Here is a 22,902-nt window from a genome sequence, read left to right on the forward strand (position 1 = left end):
AGGTAACAAATTGCTTTTTTACCAGGCCTGGTAAAAAGAGATTTAAATCACTTTAAAAAACTTTGTGCATTCGTATCTTTGGGGTAAATCTATCTTTAAGCAAACATAACCTTACGAATCAATTCAGGTGCGGAGTTAAGCAGCTGTTTTGTGTAGTCTTGTTGGGGATTGTGCATGATTTGTTCTACAGTTCCATGTTCGACTACTTTGCCGTTTTGCATTACCGCTACCTTATGGGCAATGGTCGGAATAATGGATAAATCATGGGTAATAAACAGGTAGGAAAGCTGGTATTTTTTCTGTAAATCTTCTAGCAAAGCAAGAACTTGCGCTCGTACGGTTACATCTAATGCACTGGTAGGTTCATCACAAATAATGAGTTCGGGTTCTACCGCTAAAGCTCTAGCAATACCAATACGCTGGCGTTGACCACCTGAAAATTCATGTGGGTAGCGGTGTTTGTGTTCGATTAACAGCCCGACTTGTTCGAGTAGTTCATCAATACGTTTGTCTTGATCTTGCTTATTCTGACTACCTACTTTTAAGCTTACCATGCCTTCTCTAATGATTTCACTGATGGTCATGCGGGGATTTAGCGCTGAAAATGGGTCTTGAAAAATGACCTGTATTTTTTTACGCAACGGTTTCATTTGTCTTTCAGTTAGCTCTGTAAGTTGAACTTCTTGATTATCTGATACATAAGAAACCGCGCCATCGGTGGCGTTTACCAATCTTAAAATGGCTTGGCCAATCGTACTTTTGCCTGAACCAGATTCGCCTACAAGGGCTAGCGTTTGCCCTTTTTCAATACTTAAACTTACGCCATCAACCGCTTTTACCATGCCAACAGTACGTTGAAATAGCCCTTTTTTAATTGGGAAATGTACTTTTAAATCAGTAAGTTCAAGTAATTTTTCAGAATCTTTTGTAGGTTTTAGAATTTGTTTAGGTACCGCATCTTGCAAGAGTTTTTGTGTGTAAGGATGCGTGGCGTTGTTAAAGAAGCTTTCTTTTTCAGCTTGTTCTAAAATTTCGCCTTGTTTCATAACCGCAACCGTATCGGCCATTTCATATACCACGCCCATATCGTGTGTAATAAACAGAATCGCGAGGCCACGTTTATTGCGAATTTCCTTGAGCAGTTGCAATACTTGCGCTTGAATGGTCACATCTAACGCCGTAGTGGGTTCATCCGCAATCAGTAAATCAGGCTCACAGGCTAATGCCATGGCAATCATAACGCGTTGTTTTTGCCCGCCTGAAAGTTGATGCGGATACCAGTCATAACGCTCTTTAGATTCTGGAATACCGACTTCTTCAAATAAAGACACCACTTTTTCTCTGGCTTGTTTGCTGTTTAAACCTAAATGCAAACGTAGCACCTCGGCTACTTGGTCGCCTACTTTCATGACTGGGTTGAGTGATGTCATAGGTTCTTGAAAAATCATGGCAACTTGTTTACCACGCACTTTTTGCATTTGGTATTCAGGCAGTTGAAATAGATTTTGCTGATGGAGGTTAATTTGCCCACTGCCAATGCTTAGAGCTTCTGGTAGTAAACGCATAATGGCTAAACTCGTTAAGGATTTACCGCTCCCCGACTCTCCCACTAATGCAAAAATTTCGCCTGATTTAATATCAAAACTAATGTCATTAATTAAGCACTGCTCGCCTACATTTAACACGAGGTTTTTAACGCTTAAAACAGTAGCTGTTGTAGAGATAGTTGATTGAGACATTTGGGTTCCTATTTCTCTGATCTTGGGTTAAGTACCCATTGCACGCGGTCGGCAAAAAGGTTTGCGGCTAATACTAAAATAAACATAAAACTAAACGCAGAAAGCAGTGACCACCAAACCATGGGTTCACGTGCCATTTCTAATCTGGCTTGGTTAATCATATTACCCCAACTTGGCATGGTTGGGTCTACACCCACGCCCACGTAAGATAAAACAGCCTCGGCCAACACTAAGCCGCTAAAATCTAAAACCAATGCAATAAGTATTAAATGCACAAGGTTTGGCAAGATATGTTTTCTGATAATGGTAAATGGTTTTACACCAAAAGCCCTTGCGGCAGTCACGTATTCTATTTGGCTAATTTTTAAGGTTTCGGCTCTAAGCAAACGGCATAGACCTGTCCAACTTGTCATACCTAAAATTAAAATTAAAAACAGTAAACGCATATCGGCACGTTCTTCGGTACTGCTAAACCAATCGCTATGGGTGCTCATAATAGATTGCATGACGAGCACGGCAGCGGCAATTAATAATACGCCAGGTATGGAGTTTAACGTGGTGTAAAAATATTGAATTACATCATCAATCCAACCTTTAAAATAACCTGCACTAATCCCTAAAATTAACGCTAACGGCAACATAACAATGGAGGTTAAACCACCAATTAATACACCAGTGCGAATGCTTTTAAGGGAGTTATAAAAAACGTCTTCACCCACTTTATTGGTGCCAAGTACATGATAATCAAAACTGAGTAAATACAAGCTACTGCCCAAAAACACAATAATAAATAGCGTTAATAAGGCGGTTTTTATTGGTAATTGATAAGGTTTAACGGGAGTGCTCGCTTTTTTGCCACGCACCATTAATCGGAATATGACTAACAATACAAATATAAAAATCGCACTGTTTATAAAGGCATAACCTGTTTGTTTTAAAACATCGTTTACAACTTTACTATCGTCTCTATCGATATGATTTGCCACATGTTTTAATGGCAAATAGACTTGTTTAACTTGGCCTGATTCATCATAAACAATACTAGAGCTGTACTCATTTAGAGCAAACGGTGCTGAATAGGTTCGCTCGGCATTTTTAATTAAATGCGCTAGGCTTAAATCTAAAACACTGGTTAATTCTTTATGGTTAGTTTGGTTATCACTTGGGGCAACCTTAAAATGGGCCGAATCCATTAGTGCAATCACAAAATACACCATTAACACCATTATTGAAGCCATGGCCGTTTTAGATTGAAACACCTTGTGCCATTGCCCTTTTTTTTGTGGATCTTTTAGTATTTGCCACACACCAATAATGAGCAGTGCAAATAGCCCCCAAATCATCATGTCTGTCCATAAAAATACTGGGGTCATGACAGCTTCACTCTTGGGTCAAAATAGGTATAAGAAATATCGGTAAGAATTAAGCCAATAATATAAAGAACCGAGCCTAAAAAGACCATGGCTTTAACAATACCAAAGTCTTGTGATTGAATAGCATCAATGGTGTAACTTCCCAGGCCTGGTATGGCAAAGAAAGATTCCATAATCAAACTTCCCATAAATAAGGTAGGTATCACCACTACAACGCCGGTTAAAATTGGCAATAAACCATTTTGCAAGACATGCCCAAATAACACTTTAATTTCTGATAATCCTTTTGCTCTGGCGGTACGTACATAGTCTTTAGTGATTTCTTCTAAAAAGATACTTCGATACCAACGAAGCCCAGCACCAATACCAGCAAAAACACCAATGAACACCGGCAAAATAACAAATTTAAGCCCTTCTAAACCATCGGCATAACCGGATATTGGTACCCAATGCCAGGTTTTACTAAATAACACCTGGCCTGCAATAATATAAAATAAACCTGAAATCGACATAATACCTACGGCAACCGCCATGGTTACGCTGTCGAGTGTGGAGCCTCTAAACAAAACAATCAGTAATGCTAAGGCAATATTGGTGACTAAACCAATAATAAACGTGGGTAAGGCAATGGCTAAACTTGGCCACATACGTTCATAAATATCAGCTGATATTTGTCGCCCAGAATCGGACTGACCAAAGTCAAAACTAAATAATTTAACCGATTCTTTTACAAATAACGTGTCAGTAAGCGTATTTAGACCCGATTCATTACTATTTACAAATAACGGTTTATCATAACCATGACTCACCTTCCAAGCCTGTATCATTTCGGGTGTAGTTTGTTTTGCTCCTAATTGTGCACGAGCCATATCATCTGGCGTATTAACCATAAAAAACAGTGCAAAGGTAATAAGGTTAACTCCTAACAAAATAGGCACGGCAAATAGCATGCGTCTTACAATATAAGCAAACATTAACGCCCTCCTTTTGTGTCAGTTTTGGGCGCAGCTAATACGTTTAATTGACGTTTTTTATAAGCTTGTTTTAATGGCCAAATAGAAAGCAAGGCAATTAAAGCCACTAAAATTAATGGCCAAATAATCGGTTTATTCCACTCTTGTTGTTTTTGGTAACGATCTTGCACATCAATACGTTTGTATTTTGTGGTGTTATTAGCCAATGCGTTGGGGTACACGTTTTTTAACCAACTGTGATACAAAGCTAATGATTTAGGGTTAAATCCCCAAATCCACGGCGAATCTTTTTGAGCAATTTGAACCATTTTATGAATAATCGCCAAACGCTGTGGGGTGTTTGCCATGGTTTTCATTTTTTTAAATAAACGATTAAACTCTGGATTATCGTAATTGGCACTATTTATACCGCTACCTTTGGTATGAATGACGGCATTACCACCGTAAAGCAAAAATAAAAAGTTTTCTGGGTCGGGATAATCAGCGTTCCAGCCCCAAGAAAACATTTGTACTTTAGCTTGCCTTACCTTGTCTTGAAAACGGTTGTAATCGGTGGCTCTTATAATTAAATTAATCCCTAATTTAGCAAACTGTTTGCGGTACCAATTTAATTCTGACTGGCTATCTGGCCCTGTGGCTGCAGTGTCGTAATGCAGGGTTAATGCCGTACCATCAGCTTTACGTCCATTAGGGTACCCTGCTTCTACCAAGAGTTTTTTAGCGTACTCTATGGATTTACGTTTTATCTGATCTTTATCTAGGTTGTACACATATTTATTAATACCTTCAGAATCATCAGCATGCCCAAATATGCCAGGAGGAATTGGCCCTTGAGCCACGACCCCACGACCATTTAAGAAAATAGAAATATACTCTTCAAAGTTCACGGCAATGCTAATGGCCTGTCTCAATTTTTGCTGTTTTTTTGAATAACCACCAATAACCGGGTCAGCCATATTAAAACCAAAATAAAAAATGGTTGGCTGAATTTGGCTTAAAAACTGAATACCGCGTTGTTTCATCTCGGGTGTTAAATTCATATTACCTGAACCCGATACAGAAACCGCTTGGTCAAAACTATCAGAACTCACCCCTGAAGCATCGTAATAACCTTGCAAGAACTTATTCCATAGGGGGACGCTCTCTTTTTCTAAGGTAAACACCACTTGTTTTATAAACGGCAATTTTTTGCCTGCATCGTTTAATAAATTAACATCTGCGTCTTTTGGCAGGCCTGTACTTGGATAAAAAGCATCGTGATAAGTCTCATTTGCTACCAAACGCATTACACGGTTTGGATTATTTTCTGCAAGGTAATAAGGGCCTGTTCCAATAGGTGATGTATCTAAAGAAATATTACGTTTTACCAGGCCTGGTTGTTTATAAAACTTGTCTGCCTCCCATGGAATTGGTGCAAAAAAGTTCATTGTTAACCAATATAAAAACTGCGGATACTGACCTTTTATTTTTATTTTAAAATGATATTTATCAATAACTTGAACACCACTTATGGAAAACTTATTTAAATCATAAAAAGTCGTTTTAGATTGCCCACCGCTTTCTTTTAGTTGTTCGGTAAAATCACTCGTTACCTTTTGCGAATAGGCTTTTAATCCCACAATATAGGATTGCATAGAGTCTAAAACAGGCGAATGATTTTGACGTAAAGCCATACGTTTTATGGCATAAACATAATCACTGGCAACCAGTTCTCGGCTAGCTTGCTGTTTAAAATCAAAAACACTATTAACGTCACTCAACTGCTGATCGCTTAACTTGTCATATACAAAATTACCTTGTGCATCTTTTGCAAAAGCAGGATGATTATGAAAATACATGCCTTTTTTTAGCTCAAAACTGTATTCCGTAAAAGCAATATTTTTAGCACCTGACGCTACAACCTTATTGAATTGATTTAAGTATTGAATCGTCGGCATGGCTTTAAGCGTTAAAGGCTCAACCGTATAAGGACGTTTAAAATATTGATACTGCAAAGGTGGTTCATAAATCTGCGATAAAATGGCCCACTCATTCGCATTGTAAGAAACAACAGGGTCTAAATGTTTGGGTGGCGAACTAAAAGAACTGAATAATGTTTCTTCCTTAACCTGCTGATCGGTATAAGGCGCATTCCAGTTATTAGCGTGCGATAAAGAAGAGAATGTGAGAAGTTGTAAAAACAGTAATCCTATAAATAACAAGCGCTTAATTGTATTAAAATAGACTCTGTTTAACATAGATATTTCTTGTAAATATAAGTTATTAAATCTGGAATTTTATTATTTTTAAATAAATTTACCAGGCCTGGTAAATCGTTATTTAATTTATTAGTTCGTAATTACAAACAGATTGTAAACACGACAAAGCGATAGATAACGATTTTAGTAACTTCAGGCATTATAACCAATAATTTGGCGTTATAATGCGTATAAATTAAATGATCTCTTTCTTAAACAGTCAAACTTTTTAATGCATAAGCATTTCATCGTTATTAAGAGCTTTTTAATATTGAGATCAATCGTTCATAAATCAAATATTGGAGAACAATATGGGGTTCCTTTCAGGAAAAAAAGCCTTAATCATCGGTGTCGCAAATAATAAATCTATCGCTTATGGCATTGCAAAACAAATGCATGAACAAGGTGCAGAAATTGCCCTTACCTACCAAAATGAAAAACTAAAAGGTCGTGTAGAAAAAATTGCAGATGAATTGGGTTCTACCATTGTATTGCCTTTAGACGTAGCGAGTGATGCTGAACTTGATGCCACTTTTGCAAAACTAGCCGAATCTTGGACAGACGGTTTAGATATTTTGGTTCACTCTGTTGCTTTTGCACCAAGAGAAGAACTTGAAGGACGCATGATTGACGCCTCTACCCGTGCCGGTTTTGGCATTGCACATGACATTAGCGCATACAGCTTAACCGCTTGTACTAAAGCCGCCTATAACATGCTTAAAGCTAAAAATGGTTCGGTTATGACTGTTTCTTACTTAGGCGCAGAACGTGCCGTACCAAACTACAACGTTATGGGTATTGCCAAAGCCTCTTTAGAAGCCACTGTACGCTATTTAGCAGCAGATCTTGGTCAAGATGGTATTCGTGTTAATGCGGTATCTGCCGGCCCTATTCGTACCCTTGCGGCTGCGGGAATTAAAGATTTTAGAAGCATGTTAGACAAAGCAGCGCAAGCTACGCCTTTACGTCGCAATGTATCGATTGAAGAAGTGGGTAATACCGCCGCTTTCTTATGTTCTGACTTAGCGTCAGGTATTACAGGTGAAATCACTTATGTTGATGGTGGTTACAATATTACCGCATCAAGCTAGTCTTTCAAGCTAGTTAAACATAGCTTTAGCCTTTTACCAGCTTTACCAGGCCTGGTAAAAACCAAAACCGCAGCAATGCGGTTTTTTTATGTCTAAAATTTATTTATTAGCTCCATTAACGATATTTACTCTAAAAAATGAACCACGAAGACACGAAGGCGCGAAGATTTAAGAAATGAGTGAAAACAATTAGATAAGATAGTTCATTCATTATTTATGTGTCAATAACACTTTATGAATACAGTTTTAGGACGAATGCCCGATTATTTTAGATTGGTTATATCATTAAACAAAACCAAACTTAGATTTTAGAGTTCTTCGTGTCTTCGTGGTAAAAATATTTTTTTATTAATCAAAGGATGCACTAACACATAAAGACGAAATTTAGATATAAAAAAAGCCGCTAGATTAAAATCTAACGGCTTTTCATATAATGGCGGAATAGAAGGGATTCGAACCCTCGACACCCTGCGTGACAGGCAGGTACTCTAACCAGCTGAGCTACTACTCCGAATTGTATGGTGGGTGATACTGGGCTCGAACCAGTGACCCTCGCCTTGTAAGGGCGATGCTCTCCCAACTGAGCTAATCACCCAGGATAGACATAAAAGTTTTACATTCTTGCGAATAACTTCTATGTTTTGTATTACTGCAAACTCCTGAAGATTTGCAATAAAAAAGCTAGTCAAAAAACTAGCTTTAAATATGGCGGAATAGAAGGGATTCGAACCCTCGACACCCTGCGTGACAGGCAGGTACTCTAACCAGCTGAGCTACTACTCCATGGTGGGTGATACTGGGCTCGAACCAGTGACCCTCGCCTTGTAAGGGCGATGCTCTCCCAACTGAGCTAATCACCCAATTAAACTTGCTCTACATCCCGTATGGTCTGTGCTGCAGTGCTTAATTGATGTGGCGTATTATAGAGTTATGGGAGAGCATGTCAATAAAATTTAAATGTTTTTTTTCATTTTTTTGACAGCCCTTTTAACATCAATTAGTTAACAGCTTCTTTTAGTGCTTTACCAGCTGTAAACTTAGGTACTTTAGCTGCAGGAATTTGCATCTCAGCACCTGTTTGAGGGTTACGACCAGTACGTGCAGAACGATCGCCTACTTTGAAAGTACCGAAACCAATGATAGCAACTGAATCACCAGAGCTCATAGCTTTAGTGATTGAAGCAACGGTTGCGTCTAATGCTTTAGCTGCGTCTGCTTTTGTTAGACCGGCTTCTTCTGCGATTGCACTTACTAATTCAGATTTATTCATTTTTATCTCCATGAGTTTTTAATGTATTTTTTATCCACCACCTTTTGGCTATTGCATTTATAGCAATCATCACCAAATGGTGTCAAGTAAAAAAACGTATTTTTAGCATTTAATGTCGATTTGAAGCCTTTTCCACCGTTTTTTTGGCTTTTTCATCAGAATAAGTAATGGCCTTAGTGGTTTCTGCTAATGGCTTTGGCATGGTTACTAATGCCAATTCTAAGACTTCATCTACCCATCTAACAGGGTGAATATCGATCTTATTTTTCACTTCATCGGGTACATCGGCTAAATCTCTTACATTGTCGTGTGGAATTAAGACCGTTTTAATTCCACCACGTAAAGCAGCCAATAACTTCTCTTTTAAACCACCAATAGGTAAGACCTCTCCTCTAAGAGTTATCTCCCCTGTCATCGCCACATTGGCTTTTACGGGTGTTTTAGTAAGCACCGAAGTAATTGCTGTACAAATCGCGATACCGGCACTTGGTCCATCTTTTTTAATAGCACCTTCAGGAAAGTGCAAATGCAGATCATTAGTCTCATAAAAGTCTTCAGCCAAGCCTAGAGCATTAGAACGACTTCTAATAACGCTCATGGCGGCCTGAACAGACTCTTGCATAACACTACCAAGCTGCCCTGTACTGGATAATTTACCTTTACCAGGCATGGCAGTAGCCTCGATTCTTAATAAATCGCCACCCACACGTGTCCAGGCCAAACCAGAGACCTGCCCTATTCTATTTTCTGAATCTGCCAAACCTACTCGGTAACGCGCAACGCCTAAATATTCTTCAAGCTCATTTTCAGTCACGGTAATTTGTGTAAGCTTTTCTTTACTGGTTACGATTTTTTTGACTGCTTTACGGCAAATTTTAGCGAGTTCACGCGCTAAAAGACGAACTCCTGCCTCACGTGTATAGGTTTGAATAATGCCTAAAATCGCTTTTTCTGAAATAATTAACTCATCTTTTTTAAGACCATGGTCTTTAATGGCTCTTGGTAAAAGATGTTTTTGTGCGATATTCAACTTTTCAGGCTCGGTATAACCCGATAGATTAATGACTTCCATTCGGTCCAATAAGGCTTCTGGAATATCCATAGAGTTAGACGTTGCCACAAACATAACATCAGACAAGTCGTAATCTATTTCTAAATAATGGTCATTAAACGTGCTGTTTTGTTCTGGGTCTAATACTTCAAGTAACGCTGAAGCTGGATCGCCACGCATATCACTCGACATTTTGTCGATTTCATCTAATAAAAACAGTGGATTTTTAGTACCCGCTGTTTGCATTTTTTGAATAATTTTACCCGGAAGCGCACCAATATAGGTTTTACGATGCCCACGTATCTCAGCTTCATCACGCACACCACCTAAAGACATACGAACATATTTACGGTTGGTTGCTTCTGCAATTGAGCGTGCTAAAGAGGTTTTACCTACACCAGGAGGCCCTACCAAACACAATATAGGCCCTTTCATTTTTTTAACACGTTTTTGCACAGCTAAATACTCAACAATACGTTCTTTGACTTTTTCTAGCCCGTAATGTTGTAAATCTAAAATATCTTCAGCTTTGCTTAAATCGTTAGAAACTCGGCTACGCTTCTTCCATGGTAAATCAATCACCCAGTCAAGATAGTTTCGTACTACGGTCGCTTCAGACGACTGTGCAGGCATCATTTTGAGTTTCTTTAACTCTGCCGTCGCTTTTTTATTTGCTTCTGCAGGCATGCCTGATTTTTCAATACGTTCAGCAATGGCATCCATTTCATTAACAACGGCTTCATCACCACCTGCTAACTCACTATGAATGGCTTTAATCTTTTCATTTAAGTAGTATTCACGCTGTGTTTTATCCATCTGCTTTTTAACACGCGTTGTAATTCTTTTTTCAGACTCAAGCATTTCTAGTTCAGTTTCAATCATCGCTAATACACGTTCTAAACGCTCACTCACCGACGTTAGTTCTAACAAAACTTGCTTTTCTTCAACACTCAGCTTTAAGTTTACTGAAATCAAATCAACCATCCTATCTGGATCAGTTTCTTTCTTAACCGAGGTTTTTACTTCTGAAGGAATTTTCTTTTTAAGGTCTGCAAAGAATTGAAAGCGATCATTTAAGGCTCTCATTAATACAACGGTATCAACTTCATTGTCTGAATTGGCTTCAATTTCAGCAATATCACCAAGTAGTACGTTATTTTCCACGTGCAAACCGGTTAATTTAAAACGCTGAACACCTTCAACTAAGACTTTAACCGTGCCATCAGGCAATTTAAGTAACTGCAAAATATTTGCCATTGTCCCGACTGTATATAAGTCTTCTAACGAAGGGACGTCTAACTCTGCACTCTTTTGAGTCACTAAAAAGATTTGTTTATCACCCTGCATGGCTTCGTTCAGGGCGTGGATAGATTTTTCCCTACCTACAAATAAAGGCATTACATTTCCTGGAAAAACGACCACGTCTCGTAATGGTAAAACCAATACATCCATTTTCATACTTACTTGATCAATATCCATTTTTTATTCCTTGTCTTAGGTAAATTGGCCGTTTTAGCGCGTTTTAGGCAAAATTTACCTTTAAAAAACCCAGCATATAGCTGGGTTAAAACATCAATAATTTATTTTGTTTTAAACTCGTCTATTCACTTGAAGCTACTTTTGGCAATTCTTCTTGATACATTAATATCGGTGCTTTCTTGCCTTGTATTACTGCTTTATTAATAACGACCTTTTCTACATTTTTCAAGCTTGGAAGGTCATACATTGTATCAAGCAATAATTGCTCCATGATTGAGCGTAATCCACGAGCCCCTGTTTTACGTTCAATGGCCATGCGTGCAATCTCTGTTAATGCGTCTTTACGGAACTGTAATTCAGCCCCTTCAAGTTCAAACATTTTTTGGAACTGCTTAACCAAGGCATTTTTTGGCTCAGTTAAAATTTTAATTAATGCTTCTTCATCAAGCTCTTCTAAAGAAGCAATCATTGGCAAACGCCCAACAAATTCAGGAATTAAACCAAATTTAATTAAATCTTCAGGCTCAATTTTTTGAAATTTTTGACTTAAGGTTAAACGATTTTCTTTTGTTTTAACTTCTGCAGAGAAGCCAATACCAATATTGGTTTCTGTACGCTGGTCAATAATTTTATCTAGACCTTCAAAAGCACCGCCCACAATAAATAAGATTTTAGACGTATCGACCTGAATCATATCTTGGTTTGGATGCTTACGACCACCTTGAGGAGGAACGGATGCAATCGTCCCTTCTACCAATTTTAGTAACGCTTGCTGAACACCTTCACCTGAAACATCACGGGTAATAGATGGGTTTTCAGATTTACGTGTAATCTTATCAATTTCATCAATATAGATAATACCGCGCTCTGCTTTTTCAGGGTCATTATCACAACGCTGTAAAAGCTTTAAAACAATACTTTCAACATCTTCACCAACATAACCTGCTTCGGTTAACGTTGTGGCATCTGCAATGGCAAACGGTACGTCTAATAATCTTGCTAAGGTTTGAGCCAGCAATGTTTTACCTGAACCGGTTGGACCAATTAATAAGATATTACTTTTGGTTAACTCAACATCATCTTTAACATGAGCGTTTTGTAAACGCTTGTAATGGTTATAAACAGCTACCGACAAAACTTTTTTAGCATTAAACTGGCCAATAACGTAGTCATCCAAAATATGGCTGATTTCATGTGGTGTTGGTAGGTTTTCTAATTCAAACTGGCTTATGTCTTCTTCACCAAATTCTTCTCTTAGAATATCGTTACATAGCTCAACACATTCATCACAAATGTAAACCGAAGGGCCTGCAATTAATTTTCTGACTTCATCTTGTCCTTTTCCACAAAATGAACAATATAGGGTTTTGTCTTCACTCATCTTTATTTGCCTTAACGATTTGTCAGTACTTTATCAATCAAACCATAATCACATGCCTGGTCAGCACTCATAAAATTATCTCGATCTGTATCTTGCTCAATGGTTTTAATATCTTGGCCAGTGTGTTCTGCCAACGCCGTATTAAGCTTATTTTTAATTTGCATAATTTCTTGCGCATGAATTTGAATATCACTTGCCTGCCCTTGAAAACCACCTAAAGGCTGGTGAATCATGACACGAGAATTAGGTAATGCAAAACGCTTACCTTTAGCTCCTGCAGACAATAAGAAAGAGCCCATACTTGCTGCTTGACCAATACACATAGTGGTTACGTCTGGCTTAATAAAACGCATAGTGTCATAAATTGCCATACCCGCGGTCACGCTTCCACCCGGTGAATTAATATATAGGTGAATATCTTTCTCTGGATTTTCTGACTCTAAGAACAGCATTTGCGCCACAATTAAATTCGCCATATGATCTTCAACCTGGCCTACTAAAAAGATAACACGCTCTTTTAATAGTCTTGAATAAATATCGTACGAACGCTCACCGCGACTGGTTTGCTCTATAACCATCGGTACAAGTGCATTTTGAATCATGTTATCCATATTCTGCTGTATTTCCTATTAGATGTTTTTTATTTAATTTGTCTTTGTGGGTATCTTAGCCTTTTCTGAGGCAAAAAAAAACTTAACCCCAGACACAAATTGAAATTTTATGCCCAGGATTAAGTTTTTTGATAAATCAAACGTGATTTACATAGGTGAATTAATTACTTCATCAAATGCTTTTTTCACTTTTTTCACTTTTGCTTCATCAATAATTTTAGCAGCCACTTTACCTTCTACTAAAACCGCACGAATTTCAGAACGTGCACCTGGGTTTTGAGCATACCAACCAATTACTTCAGCAGGATCTTCATATGAAGAGGCTTGTTCAGCAATATAAGCTTCAACTTCTTCATTAGACGCTTCAAGTTTATTTGTTTTAATGATATCACCTAGGACTAAACCTAATTTAACACGGTTTTTAGCTTCTTCTTCAAACTGAGCCGCTTCGATATTAACGTCTTCTGGCTTCATACCTTGCTGTTGTAAGTTTTGTACCGCACGGTCCATTAAGTTTTTAATTTCTTGATCAACTAATGATTTAGGTAATTCAACATCAACAATAGCTTGTAAAGCATCTAAAGCCGCTGTACGGTTTGAGCTTTCAACAGCACGAGAAAGTTCTTTTTCCATACTGTCTTTGATTTCTTTAGTTAAAGAGGCTTCAGTTCCATCTTCGATACCAAATGATTTAACAAATTCTTCATCAATTTCTGGAAGTACTTTAGTTGAGATTGAGTGAACGGTAATATCAAAAGTAGCCGTTTTACCTTTAAGAGTATCTGCTTGGTAATCGTCAGGGAAAACAACTTCAATTGCTTTTTCTTCACCCTTTTTCATACCAACGATGCCATCTTCAAAACCAGGAATCATACGACCAGAACCAAGTTCTAAAGGTACGTCTTGTGCTGAACCACCGTCAAACACTTCACCACCAATCTTACCTACAAAATCAATAATGACTTGCTCACCGATTTTGGCTTTTTTAGCCCCACTTTTTGAAGGTTTCCAAGCCATACGCTGTTCACGTAGACGAGTAATCATATTATCAACATCTTTATCTGTAACAGCGGCTTCAGTGATTTCTACTTTTACGCCTGAAAACTCTGGAACGGTAATTTCAGGATAAACTTCAAAACGTGCGATAAAAGTAACAGATCCATCCTTATCGTCTAGGTCATCAAACATTGGATAACCAGCAACTTGAAGTGCTTCTTTTTCAACAGCATCGTAAAATGCTTTCTGTAAAGCTTCGCCCATTACTTCTTGATGCACTTGGGCACCGTGGCGTTTTTTTACAACGTTTAAAGGTACTTTACCTGGACGGAAACCATCCATTTTGATGGTACGACGAATTTCATTTAAACGCTTTTCAACATCTGAGCTTAAAGTGTCAGATGGAAACGTTACCGTCATTTTGTGCTCAAGACCTTGTTCTGGTTTTTCTACAGTTACTTGCATTTTTAAATCTCAAAGTTCGATGTTTTTAGGTTTAAGAGTTCTATATTTAAAAGAATGTTTGAAGGATAACGTAATAACTTATTTTTTGATTATTAGATCAACGATCAGCCGTTTAATCATTTGTCAGCAATATTTATAGCGTTCTACCCAACAAGTTCTTTTAATAATAAATAGAATCTCAACATGGATTTAACCAAGAAAAGCATTTATAGCCTTTTCTTAATCGGTAAAAATTAGACATGGGATTATACGGAATTAAGCGGTAAATTTAAAGGGAAAGTCATAAAATCTAACAAAAACAATAAGAAAAAGAGTATTTTCTTGCCTTTTCTTGAGTAAATATAAAAAACTGATAGAATCATCCGCCAGATTTATAGCTTATTTGACACAACAGACATATAAGTTAAAACGTATAATTAAGAGTGAATTAACTCAATATCTAAGGAAATTCAAATGACAATTGAAAGAATTGTATTATTGGTTGCAGGAACCATGGTTTTAGTCAGCACGATATTAAGTGTTTACCACACACCAGAATGGTTGTACTTAGCAGGTTTTGTTGGTGCTAATTTAATGTTTTCAGGCATTACCGGTTTTTGCCCTATGGTAATGATTTTACGTAAATTAGGTTTTAAACACGGCCCTGTTTTTCGTTAATCAATTTCAATATTCAACCCTAGATAATTCGTGACAGGGTTGAATGTTAAAATATAGATTTTCATTACTCGTTAAACATCATCACAAATCTACTCTTCAATTTGCATTTCAGCTTTAATTTCTTCAATAAATTCTTGTAATTCTAACCAACGCATCTCTGCTTCTTCCAACTTTTGACTGGCTACAGCTTGTTGTTTTATGCTTTCAGCTAATTTTTCTTTATTTTGTGCTTCATATAAAGTTTCGTCTTCCATTAACAGATGGCATTCAGCTACTTGTTTTTGCAACCCTTCCATAAGCTTTTCTAGTTGTGTAATTTCTTTTTGGTATGGTTTTATTTTCGCTTCTAACAATTTACGTTGCTGGGCATTTTCTTGTCTTAACTCTTTTTTACTTTTACCAGGCCTGGTCGGTTTATTTTGGGCTTCATGAGCCTTAATTGCTTTTAACTGCTGAGTTAAATAACTGTCTAAATCACCATTAAATGGGGTAACTTTACCATTATGAACCCACCAAAATTGATCTGAAATACTGGCCAATAAGTGCTTATCGTGGCTCACTAATATAACCGCACCTAAAAAATCTTGAATAGCCATATCTAAAGCATCACGCGTATCCATATCCAAATGGTTAGTTGGTTCATCTAAGATAATAAGATTGGGTTTTTGGTAAACAATAATCGCTAAGGCTAAACGCGCTTTTTCACCACCAGAAAAAGTTTTGATTGTATCTAAACACTGAGTATTTGAAAAACCAAACTGGCCTAAAAAGTCTCTAGCCTCTTGGTCTGTTGGTGCATTTTCTTGACTTAAGATATGCTGTAAAGGGCTCTGATCAAAGTGCAAAGATTCTATTTGGTGCTGAGAGAAATAACCAATTTTGACACCTTTACTAATTACAACCTTACCCGACTGAGGTGTTAATTCACCCACTAACTGTTTTAATAAAGTTGTTTTACCTGAACCGTTAACCCCCACTAAACCAATTCTATCACCCGCTCTTAACACTAAATCAACTTCATCTAGAATCACTTTATCTTGGTAAGCAAATGAAATATGTTGAATATTCATCATTGGATCGGGTTGGTGATCTGGCGATAAAAATTTAAAAACAAATGGATTCATAGCTTGAACAGCAGCCACTTCTTCCATTCTTTCTAAGGCTTTTACACGACTTTGTGCTTGTTTGGCTTTACTGGCTTTGGCTTTAAAACGTTCAATAAAGCTTTTTAGATGTTGCATCTGTTGCTTTTGTTTATCGTGCAAAGCTTGTTGTTGCATTAACTGTTCATTGCGTTGACGTTCAAAAGCGGCAAAATTACCTGAGTAATAGTAAATTTTTTGATTATGAATATGGGCGATACCTTGCACCACTTGATCTAAAAAATCACGATCATGCGATATAATAATAACCGCACCTTCATAAGACTTTAGCCATTGCTCAAGCCAAGCGACCGCTTCAATATCAAGGTGGTTAGTAGGTTCATCTAACAATAATAAATCTGCACGCTGCATTAAGGCTCTAGCCAGCTTTAAACGCACTTGCCAACCACCAGAAAATTCAGAAAGATTTTTAATAAAATCACTGTCTTTAAAACCCAAACCATATAAAAGCTGTTTAGCTTTATTCGGTACGAGATAACCTGCAATTTTATCTAATGCATCATAAGCTTCTACCATGGCTGTATGATTTTCTTCAGCTTGGTACTGTTTAACTCGCTCAGTATACTTGGCAAATAAGCTATCACCATAGGTTACATATTCAAGTGCGTTAATTTCTTTAGCGGCTACTTCTTGTTCAACACAGCCTATTAACCAACTAGCAGGTAAATCAATATGACCAGCTTCAATTGGTAATTCATTTAGAATCGCTTTAAAAAGAGAGGTTTTACCCACACCATTCTGACCAATTAAACCAATTTTTTGGCCTGGATGAATTGTAAGGGTTGCAGAATCTAAAAGCGGTTTAATCCCCGCTCTAATGGATAAGTTTTGAAGAGTTAACACAGAGATATTTACTTTTATTCAGAAGTCGAGATTTGACCATCAAGCAAAACAACTTGGCGATCCATTTTTGCAGCAAGATTTCTATCATGCGTAACAATCAATAAAGCCGTATTTAACTCAGTATTTAAGTTTACCAATAAATCAAACACTTGCTCTGCCGCCATATAATCTAAGTTTCCAGTTGGTTCGTCGGCCAAAATACACGAAGGTTCGGTAATTAAGGCTCTAGCAATAGCAACTCTTTGACGCTCACCACCCGATAATTCGCTCGGTTTATGTAAAGCACGGTGAGATAAACCTACTTTTTCAAGCAACTTCTTGGCTTTAGCTTCAGCTTCTTTAACTGGCGTTCTTCTAATCTGCAATGGCATCATTACATTTTCAACCGCTGTTAATTCTGAAAACAAATGGTGAAATTGATAAACAAACCCCATATGCTTATTTCTAAGTTTGCCACGAACTACATCCGATTCAGAAGAAAAAACCGCGCCTTTTAATAATACTTTACCGTTACTTGGCGAATCTAAACCCGCCAATAAATGCAGCAACGTACTTTTACCTGATCCAGATGCTCCAACAATCGCCACTTTTTCACCGGCTTTAAGCTGAAAATCAATATCAGAAAAAACTTGAGTTTCTAAATCACCATCTTTATAGGTTTTTGATAATCCCATTGCTTGTAAAACAAGTGTTTGTTCTGAATCATTCATAACGCAAAGCCTCCGCAGGATTTACTTTTGAGGCTTTTCTGGCCGGGTAAAGTGTCGCCAATAAAGTTAATAAAAATGCCAGACTGGTTATATACCAAACATCAGACCATTCCAATTTAGAAGGTACGGTACTAATGTAATAAACATCAGGCGGGAAAAACTTAAAGCCAAGTAAGTTTTCAATAAACGGCACAATAACATCAATATTTAATGCCAAACTTAAACCGCCAATAATCCCCAAAACAACACCCAGTAACCCAATAATTAAACCTTGCACAATAAAGATAATTTGAATACTCATCGGGGTTGCGCCAATGGTTCTTAATACCGCAATATCGCTTTGTTTGTCTGTAACCACCATTACCATGGTTGATACAATGTTAAATGCCGCCACCATAATAATGAGTGTTAGCACAATAAACATCATGCGTTTTTCCATTTCTATGGCTTTAAAAAAGTTAGAGTGTTGTTGACGCCAGTCACGCATATACATGACCTTATCAACCACTTTAGCTAATTCATCTTTTACTTCGCCTACATTAAACATATCATCGAGTTTTAACTGTAAACCACTTACGGCATTACCGTATTTAAATACTTTTTGCGCATCTTCAATATTAATAATCGCTAGTCCGCTATCGTATTCATGCATACCAGCTTCAAAAATACCTGAAACCGTAAAACGTTTAATTCTAGGAACAATACCAACGGGTGAAACACTGCCTTGCGGCGCAATTAAGGTGACTTTATCCCCCAGAGATACACCTAATGAAACCGCCAGTTCAGACCCTAAAATCACATTGTATTTTTTGGGTTGTAAATCTTTTAGTGAACCAAATACCATTTTGGTTTCAATATCGGCAACCTGCCCCTCAAACTCAGGTAATATTCCTCTAACAGCAACCCCGTTAACCTTGCCACCATTCGTCAGCATACCTTGCTCCATAATATTGGGAGCCGCGCCATTAACATGCGGTTGATTAATAACCTGGTTGTACAAAGAGTTCCAATCATTTAGACGGTTATTTTTTTCATTAATCGTCATGTGTGCAGTCATTCCAAGGATGCGATCACGCAATTCGTCTTGAAAACCATTCATTATCGACAACACAGTGATTAACGCTGTTACACCTAAGGCAATTCCCAGCATAGAAGATAGTGAAATAAATGAGATAAACCCGTTTCTTCTCTTTGCTCGAGTGTATTTCAATCCGAGTGACAGCTCATAAGGTAATTTAAACATAGTGTATTTTACTCATCCGTTTTCTTATTATTTGTAAGTGAGTTTACGTCATCTTGTGAAGTTTTTTGTGTTATTTCTCTAGGTTTATAAGAGATAAACACGGGTAATTCAATGTTATACATAATGGCCCACACTCGCATCACCAACGTGATTAAAATTGAAAGAACAACCGCTATGTCAGTATCGATAGAAAAATGTACCATTAATAAAAATATACTCGCGCCAACAAAAGAAGCGGTGGCATAGATTTCTTTACGAAAAACTAGCGGTACCTCTCCAACGAGAACATCACGTATTACACCGCCCACAACCCCTGTCATAATACCTGTCATAATGGCAATTGGGTCAGAAAAACCAAGAGCCATGGCCTTTTGAGTACCAATTACTGTAAAAACAGCTAAACCAAGTGCATCTAAAAATAAGAGTAGTTTAATTGGTAAACGTCGAAAACGTGCTAAGAAAAATAGCAACAATGCTGCAATAACAACAACATAAATATAAATATCGTTCTGTGTCCAAAAAACAGGCACATCAATAATCAGGTCACGTAAAGTACCTCCGCCAATAGCGGTAACCATGGCAATAACAATTGCTCCAAAAAGATCAAGCTCTTTACGGCGGGCAGCCAGAAGCCCAGTAATAGCAAATACTGCAGTACCAACAAGGTCAAGATAATAGAGAGTGAGTGCGAGTGTCATAGGTCGCATATTATAAACGAGGGCAAAAAAAAACGCCCTGCTAATTGAGGGCGTTTTTTATGTGATCTTTATATTTCTAAATTCAGTCGTACAAAGATCGTTTTTTATGAAAAAAATAGATTTTATTTATCTGATTTTAGACGGTTAATACCTAGCATTTTCATAATATACTTCTGATAAATAGGCTCAGAATTACCAGACTTCATATTACGAATAAAGTATTTTTCAAAGGCGATTTTAGCTAAGTGAACCCACTTACCTTTTTTAGCCCAGGTTAAGTTACGAGGAGGAATCTGTGGTAGAGCAACAAATGCCGCACCAGTATCACCCATATCTGCAAGACATACAGTGTTCCAAGTAGGCTCTTCAGAAACCTCTTTACCCTCTAGGTCTGACATAATGTTATGACAGATTGCCGTTACCATTGATTCAATCATAAGACCTGTTTTAGGCGTTCCACAAGGCACTGGACATTTAGCGTCTACTGGTGGAATAGCAATACCCACACCTAAAGAGTAAATATTGTGATAAGTTGGGTTACGGCTAAATTTATCAACCTTAACAAATCCACGAGGATTTACTAAAGGACCACCCATTTTTTCAGGATCAGCATCAACCATCTCTTGAAGGAACTTAGAACCTTTAAAAGCAGGAAGCATCATTGAGTATTTGAACGGTAGTTCATGCTTCTCAATCACTTCACCTTGATTGTTATGCTCATCAATATACATAATGCCATCAGCAATCTTAGTTGTCTTAGCATTACAAATCCAGTTAATATGGCGTTCACGCATTTCTGCTTCCATCAACCCTTTAGAGTCACCTACACCACCTAAACCTAAGTGTCCAATATAAGGTTCAGCCGTTACAAATGTCATAGGAACTTGACTACGAATTTTACGTTTACGTAAATCTGTTTCCATAATCATGGCAAACTCATAAGCAGGACCAAAACAAGATGCACCCTGTACGGCACCAACAATAATTGGCCCAGGATCTTTACAGAACTCTTCCCACTGTTCATAAGCTTCAGCAGCATGTGGCGTTGTACAAACTGATACGGTATTACCACCATGGCTCTTAGGGCCAAAACCTTCCACTTCTTCAAAAGCAAGAGCAGGTCCAGTTGATAGAATTAGGTAGTCGTAGTCCATTACTGTACCGTCATCTAATGTAATATTGTTGTTTTCTGGATCTAAACCAGTACAAACCTGGTGGTAAAATTCAATACCCTTTCGTGTTAAATACGGCTCTAACTTAAAAGAAATATCTTCTGGCTTTCTCCAACCAACAGCCACCCATGGGTTTGATGGTACAAAATTAAATTCTTCAATCGCACTAACGACTTTGACAGTATGTCCTTTATCTAAATGCTTACGAATATCGTAAGACATTGGTAAACCGCCTGTACTGGATCCAACTACAACAACTGTTGCCATGTTTTTGCCTCGCTTTGATTATTATATTTTATTGTGAATTCAAATCAGTTTTATCTTAAAAATACTACCTAGATAGACAATGCTAAGATGTGATTTTAAAAGAATATTGAACTAATTATCTTAGAAAAGAAAATAAAATTTATCAATGGCAAATCAACTTAATTAATAAGATGATAAATAATTCAATCGTTAACAATAACTTATCAGCCGTTTTTTTATATTTTTTTATTTTCTCTCGACATTAAAATGGCTGGTAAAACCGTTAAAATGAGAAATGTAGCCAATATTAGTGATATCAAGGTTAATAAACTCGATTGAAAAACGATCGAATTCTGACTAAACAATAAAACAATTAACCCAGAAAAAAGGACCCAAGATGTTACCCAAATTGGTCGGCCTACACTTGCCAAAGCAAAAATAACAGATGAATTTGCATCTGAAAACATATATTGTTTTGCTCTCACATATCGAGAAAAGAAATGAATACCATCATCCACAATTAATCCCAACGGCACCATCCATAGCAACACCGCCCAAGTCGATTCACCCGTTACAAGCATAAACAATGACACAGCTGCCAATAAGGCAAAAAAGTTCACAATGACATTTAAAATTGCCAGTGATAGGCTTTTCCAAAATAACCAAAACAAAACGACAAACGTAGCGACCAACCAAAAAATTTGTTCAATTTGTATTAAAACCTGCCAATTAATACCAATTAAAACAATACCCAAAACAACCCCTAAAACAATAACCAGCTTTCTCATTAAATGATTTTTTTGTAGCCAACTTGCCAAAAAAGTTAAACCATGTCTATCTGCTGTATTACCTACTCTAAACTCTAAAAGCCAATTTAATAAAATCATTGGTAACCAACTTAATGTCATTAAATAACTTAAGGTGACACCAATAACCACCAACCATGCTAATGCGATATAACTCGGGTCAAACCATGCGGCAAATACAAATCCAAGTGCCGTTGTGAGGTTAGATAAAAAAATGGGGGTTGAATTTAATTTTAAGGTTTCTGCAACGGCATCGTATTGAAATAAACCTCTTGCCATCTCTCTTAACAAGGTACTGAGAATATGTACCAAATTACTGCTTAACAACGTCATTAACACCACCAAGCCCAGTATAGAGTCAGCCGTTAATTGATACCCAACCCAACCCAAAGCCCCAAATGTCATTAGCACAATATAAAGACTTAATCCTAACTGTAAAAACCCCACTTTAATGGATTCAAGCAAGTAACCAACAACAAAACTCATCACAAAAAGACTTATAAGAAGCAGAAATAAATCACTTTTAAGTTGGGTAAAGTCGATAAAAAACATACCAAAAAGAATAAATACAGTAAATAACACCCAAGATAACAATAACTTAATTTTGTTATGAGCCATGATTTGTACCCAAGAAAAAGCCCAATTTCCCACTATTAACCTCTCAGTAAAGTAAATTTAATCTGTATTAAAATATCAG

At 37.3% G+C, this 22,902-nt stretch carries 17 protein-coding genes and 4 tRNA genes; 2 read left to right on the plus strand and 19 right to left on the minus strand.

Annotated features, from left to right (window positions below):
* Positions 1 to 95: 95 nt before the first annotated feature.
* Genes ACYQ0E_RS07220 through ACYQ0E_RS07235 form a run of 4 tightly spaced genes read right to left on the minus strand, consistent with a single transcriptional unit; the run spans position 96 to position 6,323 of the window.
* A complete protein-coding gene (locus ACYQ0E_RS07220) occupies positions 96 to 1,739 on the minus strand; it encodes an ABC transporter ATP-binding protein (protein ID WP_460187568.1) in 1,644 nt (547 codons plus the stop codon).
* An 8-nt stretch (positions 1,740 to 1,747) separates the two neighbouring features.
* Positions 1,748 to 3,112 (minus strand): ABC transporter permease, encoded by a 1,365-nt coding sequence (locus ACYQ0E_RS07225; RefSeq protein WP_460187569.1) that lies wholly within the window; start codon positions 3,110 to 3,112, stop codon positions 1,748 to 1,750.
* Positions 3,109 to 4,086: an ABC transporter permease gene (locus tag ACYQ0E_RS07230; RefSeq protein ID WP_460187570.1), complete on the minus strand. Its 978-nt coding sequence runs from the start codon at positions 4,084 to 4,086 to the stop codon at positions 3,109 to 3,111. The genes ACYQ0E_RS07225 and ACYQ0E_RS07230 overlap by 4 nt, the downstream gene beginning before the upstream one ends.
* Complete coding sequence (locus ACYQ0E_RS07235; protein WP_460187571.1) at positions 4,086 to 6,323, minus strand: ABC transporter substrate-binding protein; 2,238 nt, start codon at positions 6,321 to 6,323, stop codon at positions 4,086 to 4,088. The genes ACYQ0E_RS07230 and ACYQ0E_RS07235 overlap by 1 nt, the downstream gene beginning before the upstream one ends.
* 311 nt (positions 6,324 to 6,634) lie before the next feature.
* Between ACYQ0E_RS07235 and ACYQ0E_RS07240 the strand changes: the two genes are divergently transcribed.
* Entirely contained in the window at positions 6,635 to 7,414 is a 780-nt protein-coding gene (locus tag ACYQ0E_RS07240; RefSeq protein ID WP_460187572.1) for an enoyl-ACP reductase FabI, read from the plus strand.
* 434 nt (positions 7,415 to 7,848) lie between these two features.
* Here the strand turns inward: ACYQ0E_RS07240 and ACYQ0E_RS07245 are convergent.
* From ACYQ0E_RS07245 to tig, 9 genes are all read right to left on the minus strand, one after another.
* Positions 7,849 to 7,925, minus strand: a tRNA-Asp gene (locus ACYQ0E_RS07245).
* A gap of 8 nt (positions 7,926 to 7,933) precedes the next feature.
* Positions 7,934 to 8,009: transfer RNA gene (locus ACYQ0E_RS07250), tRNA-Val, on the minus strand.
* A 111-nt stretch (positions 8,010 to 8,120) separates the two neighbouring features.
* A tRNA-Asp gene (locus ACYQ0E_RS07255) sits at positions 8,121 to 8,197 on the minus strand.
* A 1-nt stretch (position 8,198) separates the two neighbouring features.
* Positions 8,199 to 8,274, minus strand: a tRNA-Val gene (locus ACYQ0E_RS07260).
* 137 nt (positions 8,275 to 8,411) lie between these two features.
* A complete protein-coding gene (locus ACYQ0E_RS07265) occupies positions 8,412 to 8,684 on the minus strand; it encodes an HU family DNA-binding protein (RefSeq protein ID WP_460187573.1) in 273 nt (90 codons plus the stop codon).
* Between the two features lie 109 nt (positions 8,685 to 8,793).
* The gene (lon, locus tag ACYQ0E_RS07270; RefSeq protein ID WP_460187574.1) at positions 8,794 to 11,214 is read right to left on the minus strand and encodes an endopeptidase La; all 2,421 of its coding nucleotides are present in this window, start codon (positions 11,212 to 11,214) and stop codon (positions 8,794 to 8,796) included.
* Between the two features lie 121 nt (positions 11,215 to 11,335).
* On the minus strand, positions 11,336 to 12,595 hold the full coding sequence (clpX, locus tag ACYQ0E_RS07275; RefSeq protein ID WP_460187575.1) for an ATP-dependent Clp protease ATP-binding subunit ClpX: 1,260 nt from the start codon (positions 12,593 to 12,595) through the stop codon (positions 11,336 to 11,338).
* Positions 12,596 to 12,606: 11 nt separating this feature from the next.
* Positions 12,607 to 13,206, minus strand: a complete 600-nt coding sequence (gene clpP / locus ACYQ0E_RS07280) for an ATP-dependent Clp endopeptidase proteolytic subunit ClpP (protein WP_460187576.1) — start codon at positions 13,204 to 13,206, stop codon at positions 12,607 to 12,609.
* Between the two features lie 147 nt (positions 13,207 to 13,353).
* Positions 13,354 to 14,667 carry a trigger factor gene (gene tig, locus ACYQ0E_RS07285; RefSeq protein WP_460187577.1) on the minus strand — a complete coding sequence of 438 codons (1,314 nt, stop codon included), beginning with the start codon at positions 14,665 to 14,667 and terminating at the stop codon, positions 13,354 to 13,356.
* A 453-nt stretch (positions 14,668 to 15,120) separates the two neighbouring features.
* Here tig and ACYQ0E_RS07290 point away from each other — a divergent pair, with 453 nt between their 5' ends.
* Positions 15,121 to 15,324: a YgaP family membrane protein gene (locus ACYQ0E_RS07290; protein ID WP_460187578.1), complete on the plus strand. Its 204-nt coding sequence runs from the start codon at positions 15,121 to 15,123 to the stop codon at positions 15,322 to 15,324.
* Positions 15,325 to 15,413: 89 nt separating this feature from the next.
* On the opposite strand, the gene ACYQ0E_RS07295 is transcribed toward ACYQ0E_RS07290, so the two are convergent.
* From ACYQ0E_RS07295 to ACYQ0E_RS07320, 6 genes are all read right to left on the minus strand, one after another.
* Positions 15,414 to 17,330 (minus strand): ATP-binding cassette domain-containing protein, encoded by a 1,917-nt coding sequence (locus ACYQ0E_RS07295; protein ID WP_460187579.1) that lies wholly within the window; start codon positions 17,328 to 17,330, stop codon positions 15,414 to 15,416.
* A gap of 14 nt (positions 17,331 to 17,344) precedes the next feature.
* Complete coding sequence (lolD, locus tag ACYQ0E_RS07300) at positions 17,345 to 18,040, minus strand: lipoprotein-releasing ABC transporter ATP-binding protein LolD (RefSeq protein WP_460187580.1); 696 nt, start codon at positions 18,038 to 18,040, stop codon at positions 17,345 to 17,347.
* Positions 18,033 to 19,283, minus strand: a complete 1,251-nt coding sequence (locus ACYQ0E_RS07305; protein ID WP_460187581.1) for a lipoprotein-releasing ABC transporter permease subunit — start codon at positions 19,281 to 19,283, stop codon at positions 18,033 to 18,035. The genes lolD and ACYQ0E_RS07305 overlap by 8 nt, the downstream gene beginning before the upstream one ends.
* An 8-nt stretch (positions 19,284 to 19,291) precedes the next feature.
* Complete coding sequence (locus ACYQ0E_RS07310; RefSeq protein WP_460187582.1) at positions 19,292 to 19,981, minus strand: trimeric intracellular cation channel family protein; 690 nt, start codon at positions 19,979 to 19,981, stop codon at positions 19,292 to 19,294.
* A gap of 122 nt (positions 19,982 to 20,103) precedes the next feature.
* A complete protein-coding gene (locus tag ACYQ0E_RS07315) occupies positions 20,104 to 21,420 on the minus strand; it encodes an NAD(P)/FAD-dependent oxidoreductase (RefSeq protein ID WP_460187583.1) in 1,317 nt (438 codons plus the stop codon).
* Positions 21,421 to 21,635: 215 nt separating this feature from the next.
* A complete protein-coding gene (locus ACYQ0E_RS07320) occupies positions 21,636 to 22,823 on the minus strand; it encodes an MMPL family transporter (protein WP_460187584.1) in 1,188 nt (395 codons plus the stop codon).
* Positions 22,824 to 22,902: the final 79 nt, after the last annotated feature.

It is taken from the genome of Thiomicrorhabdus hydrogeniphila (genome assembly GCF_054656895.1).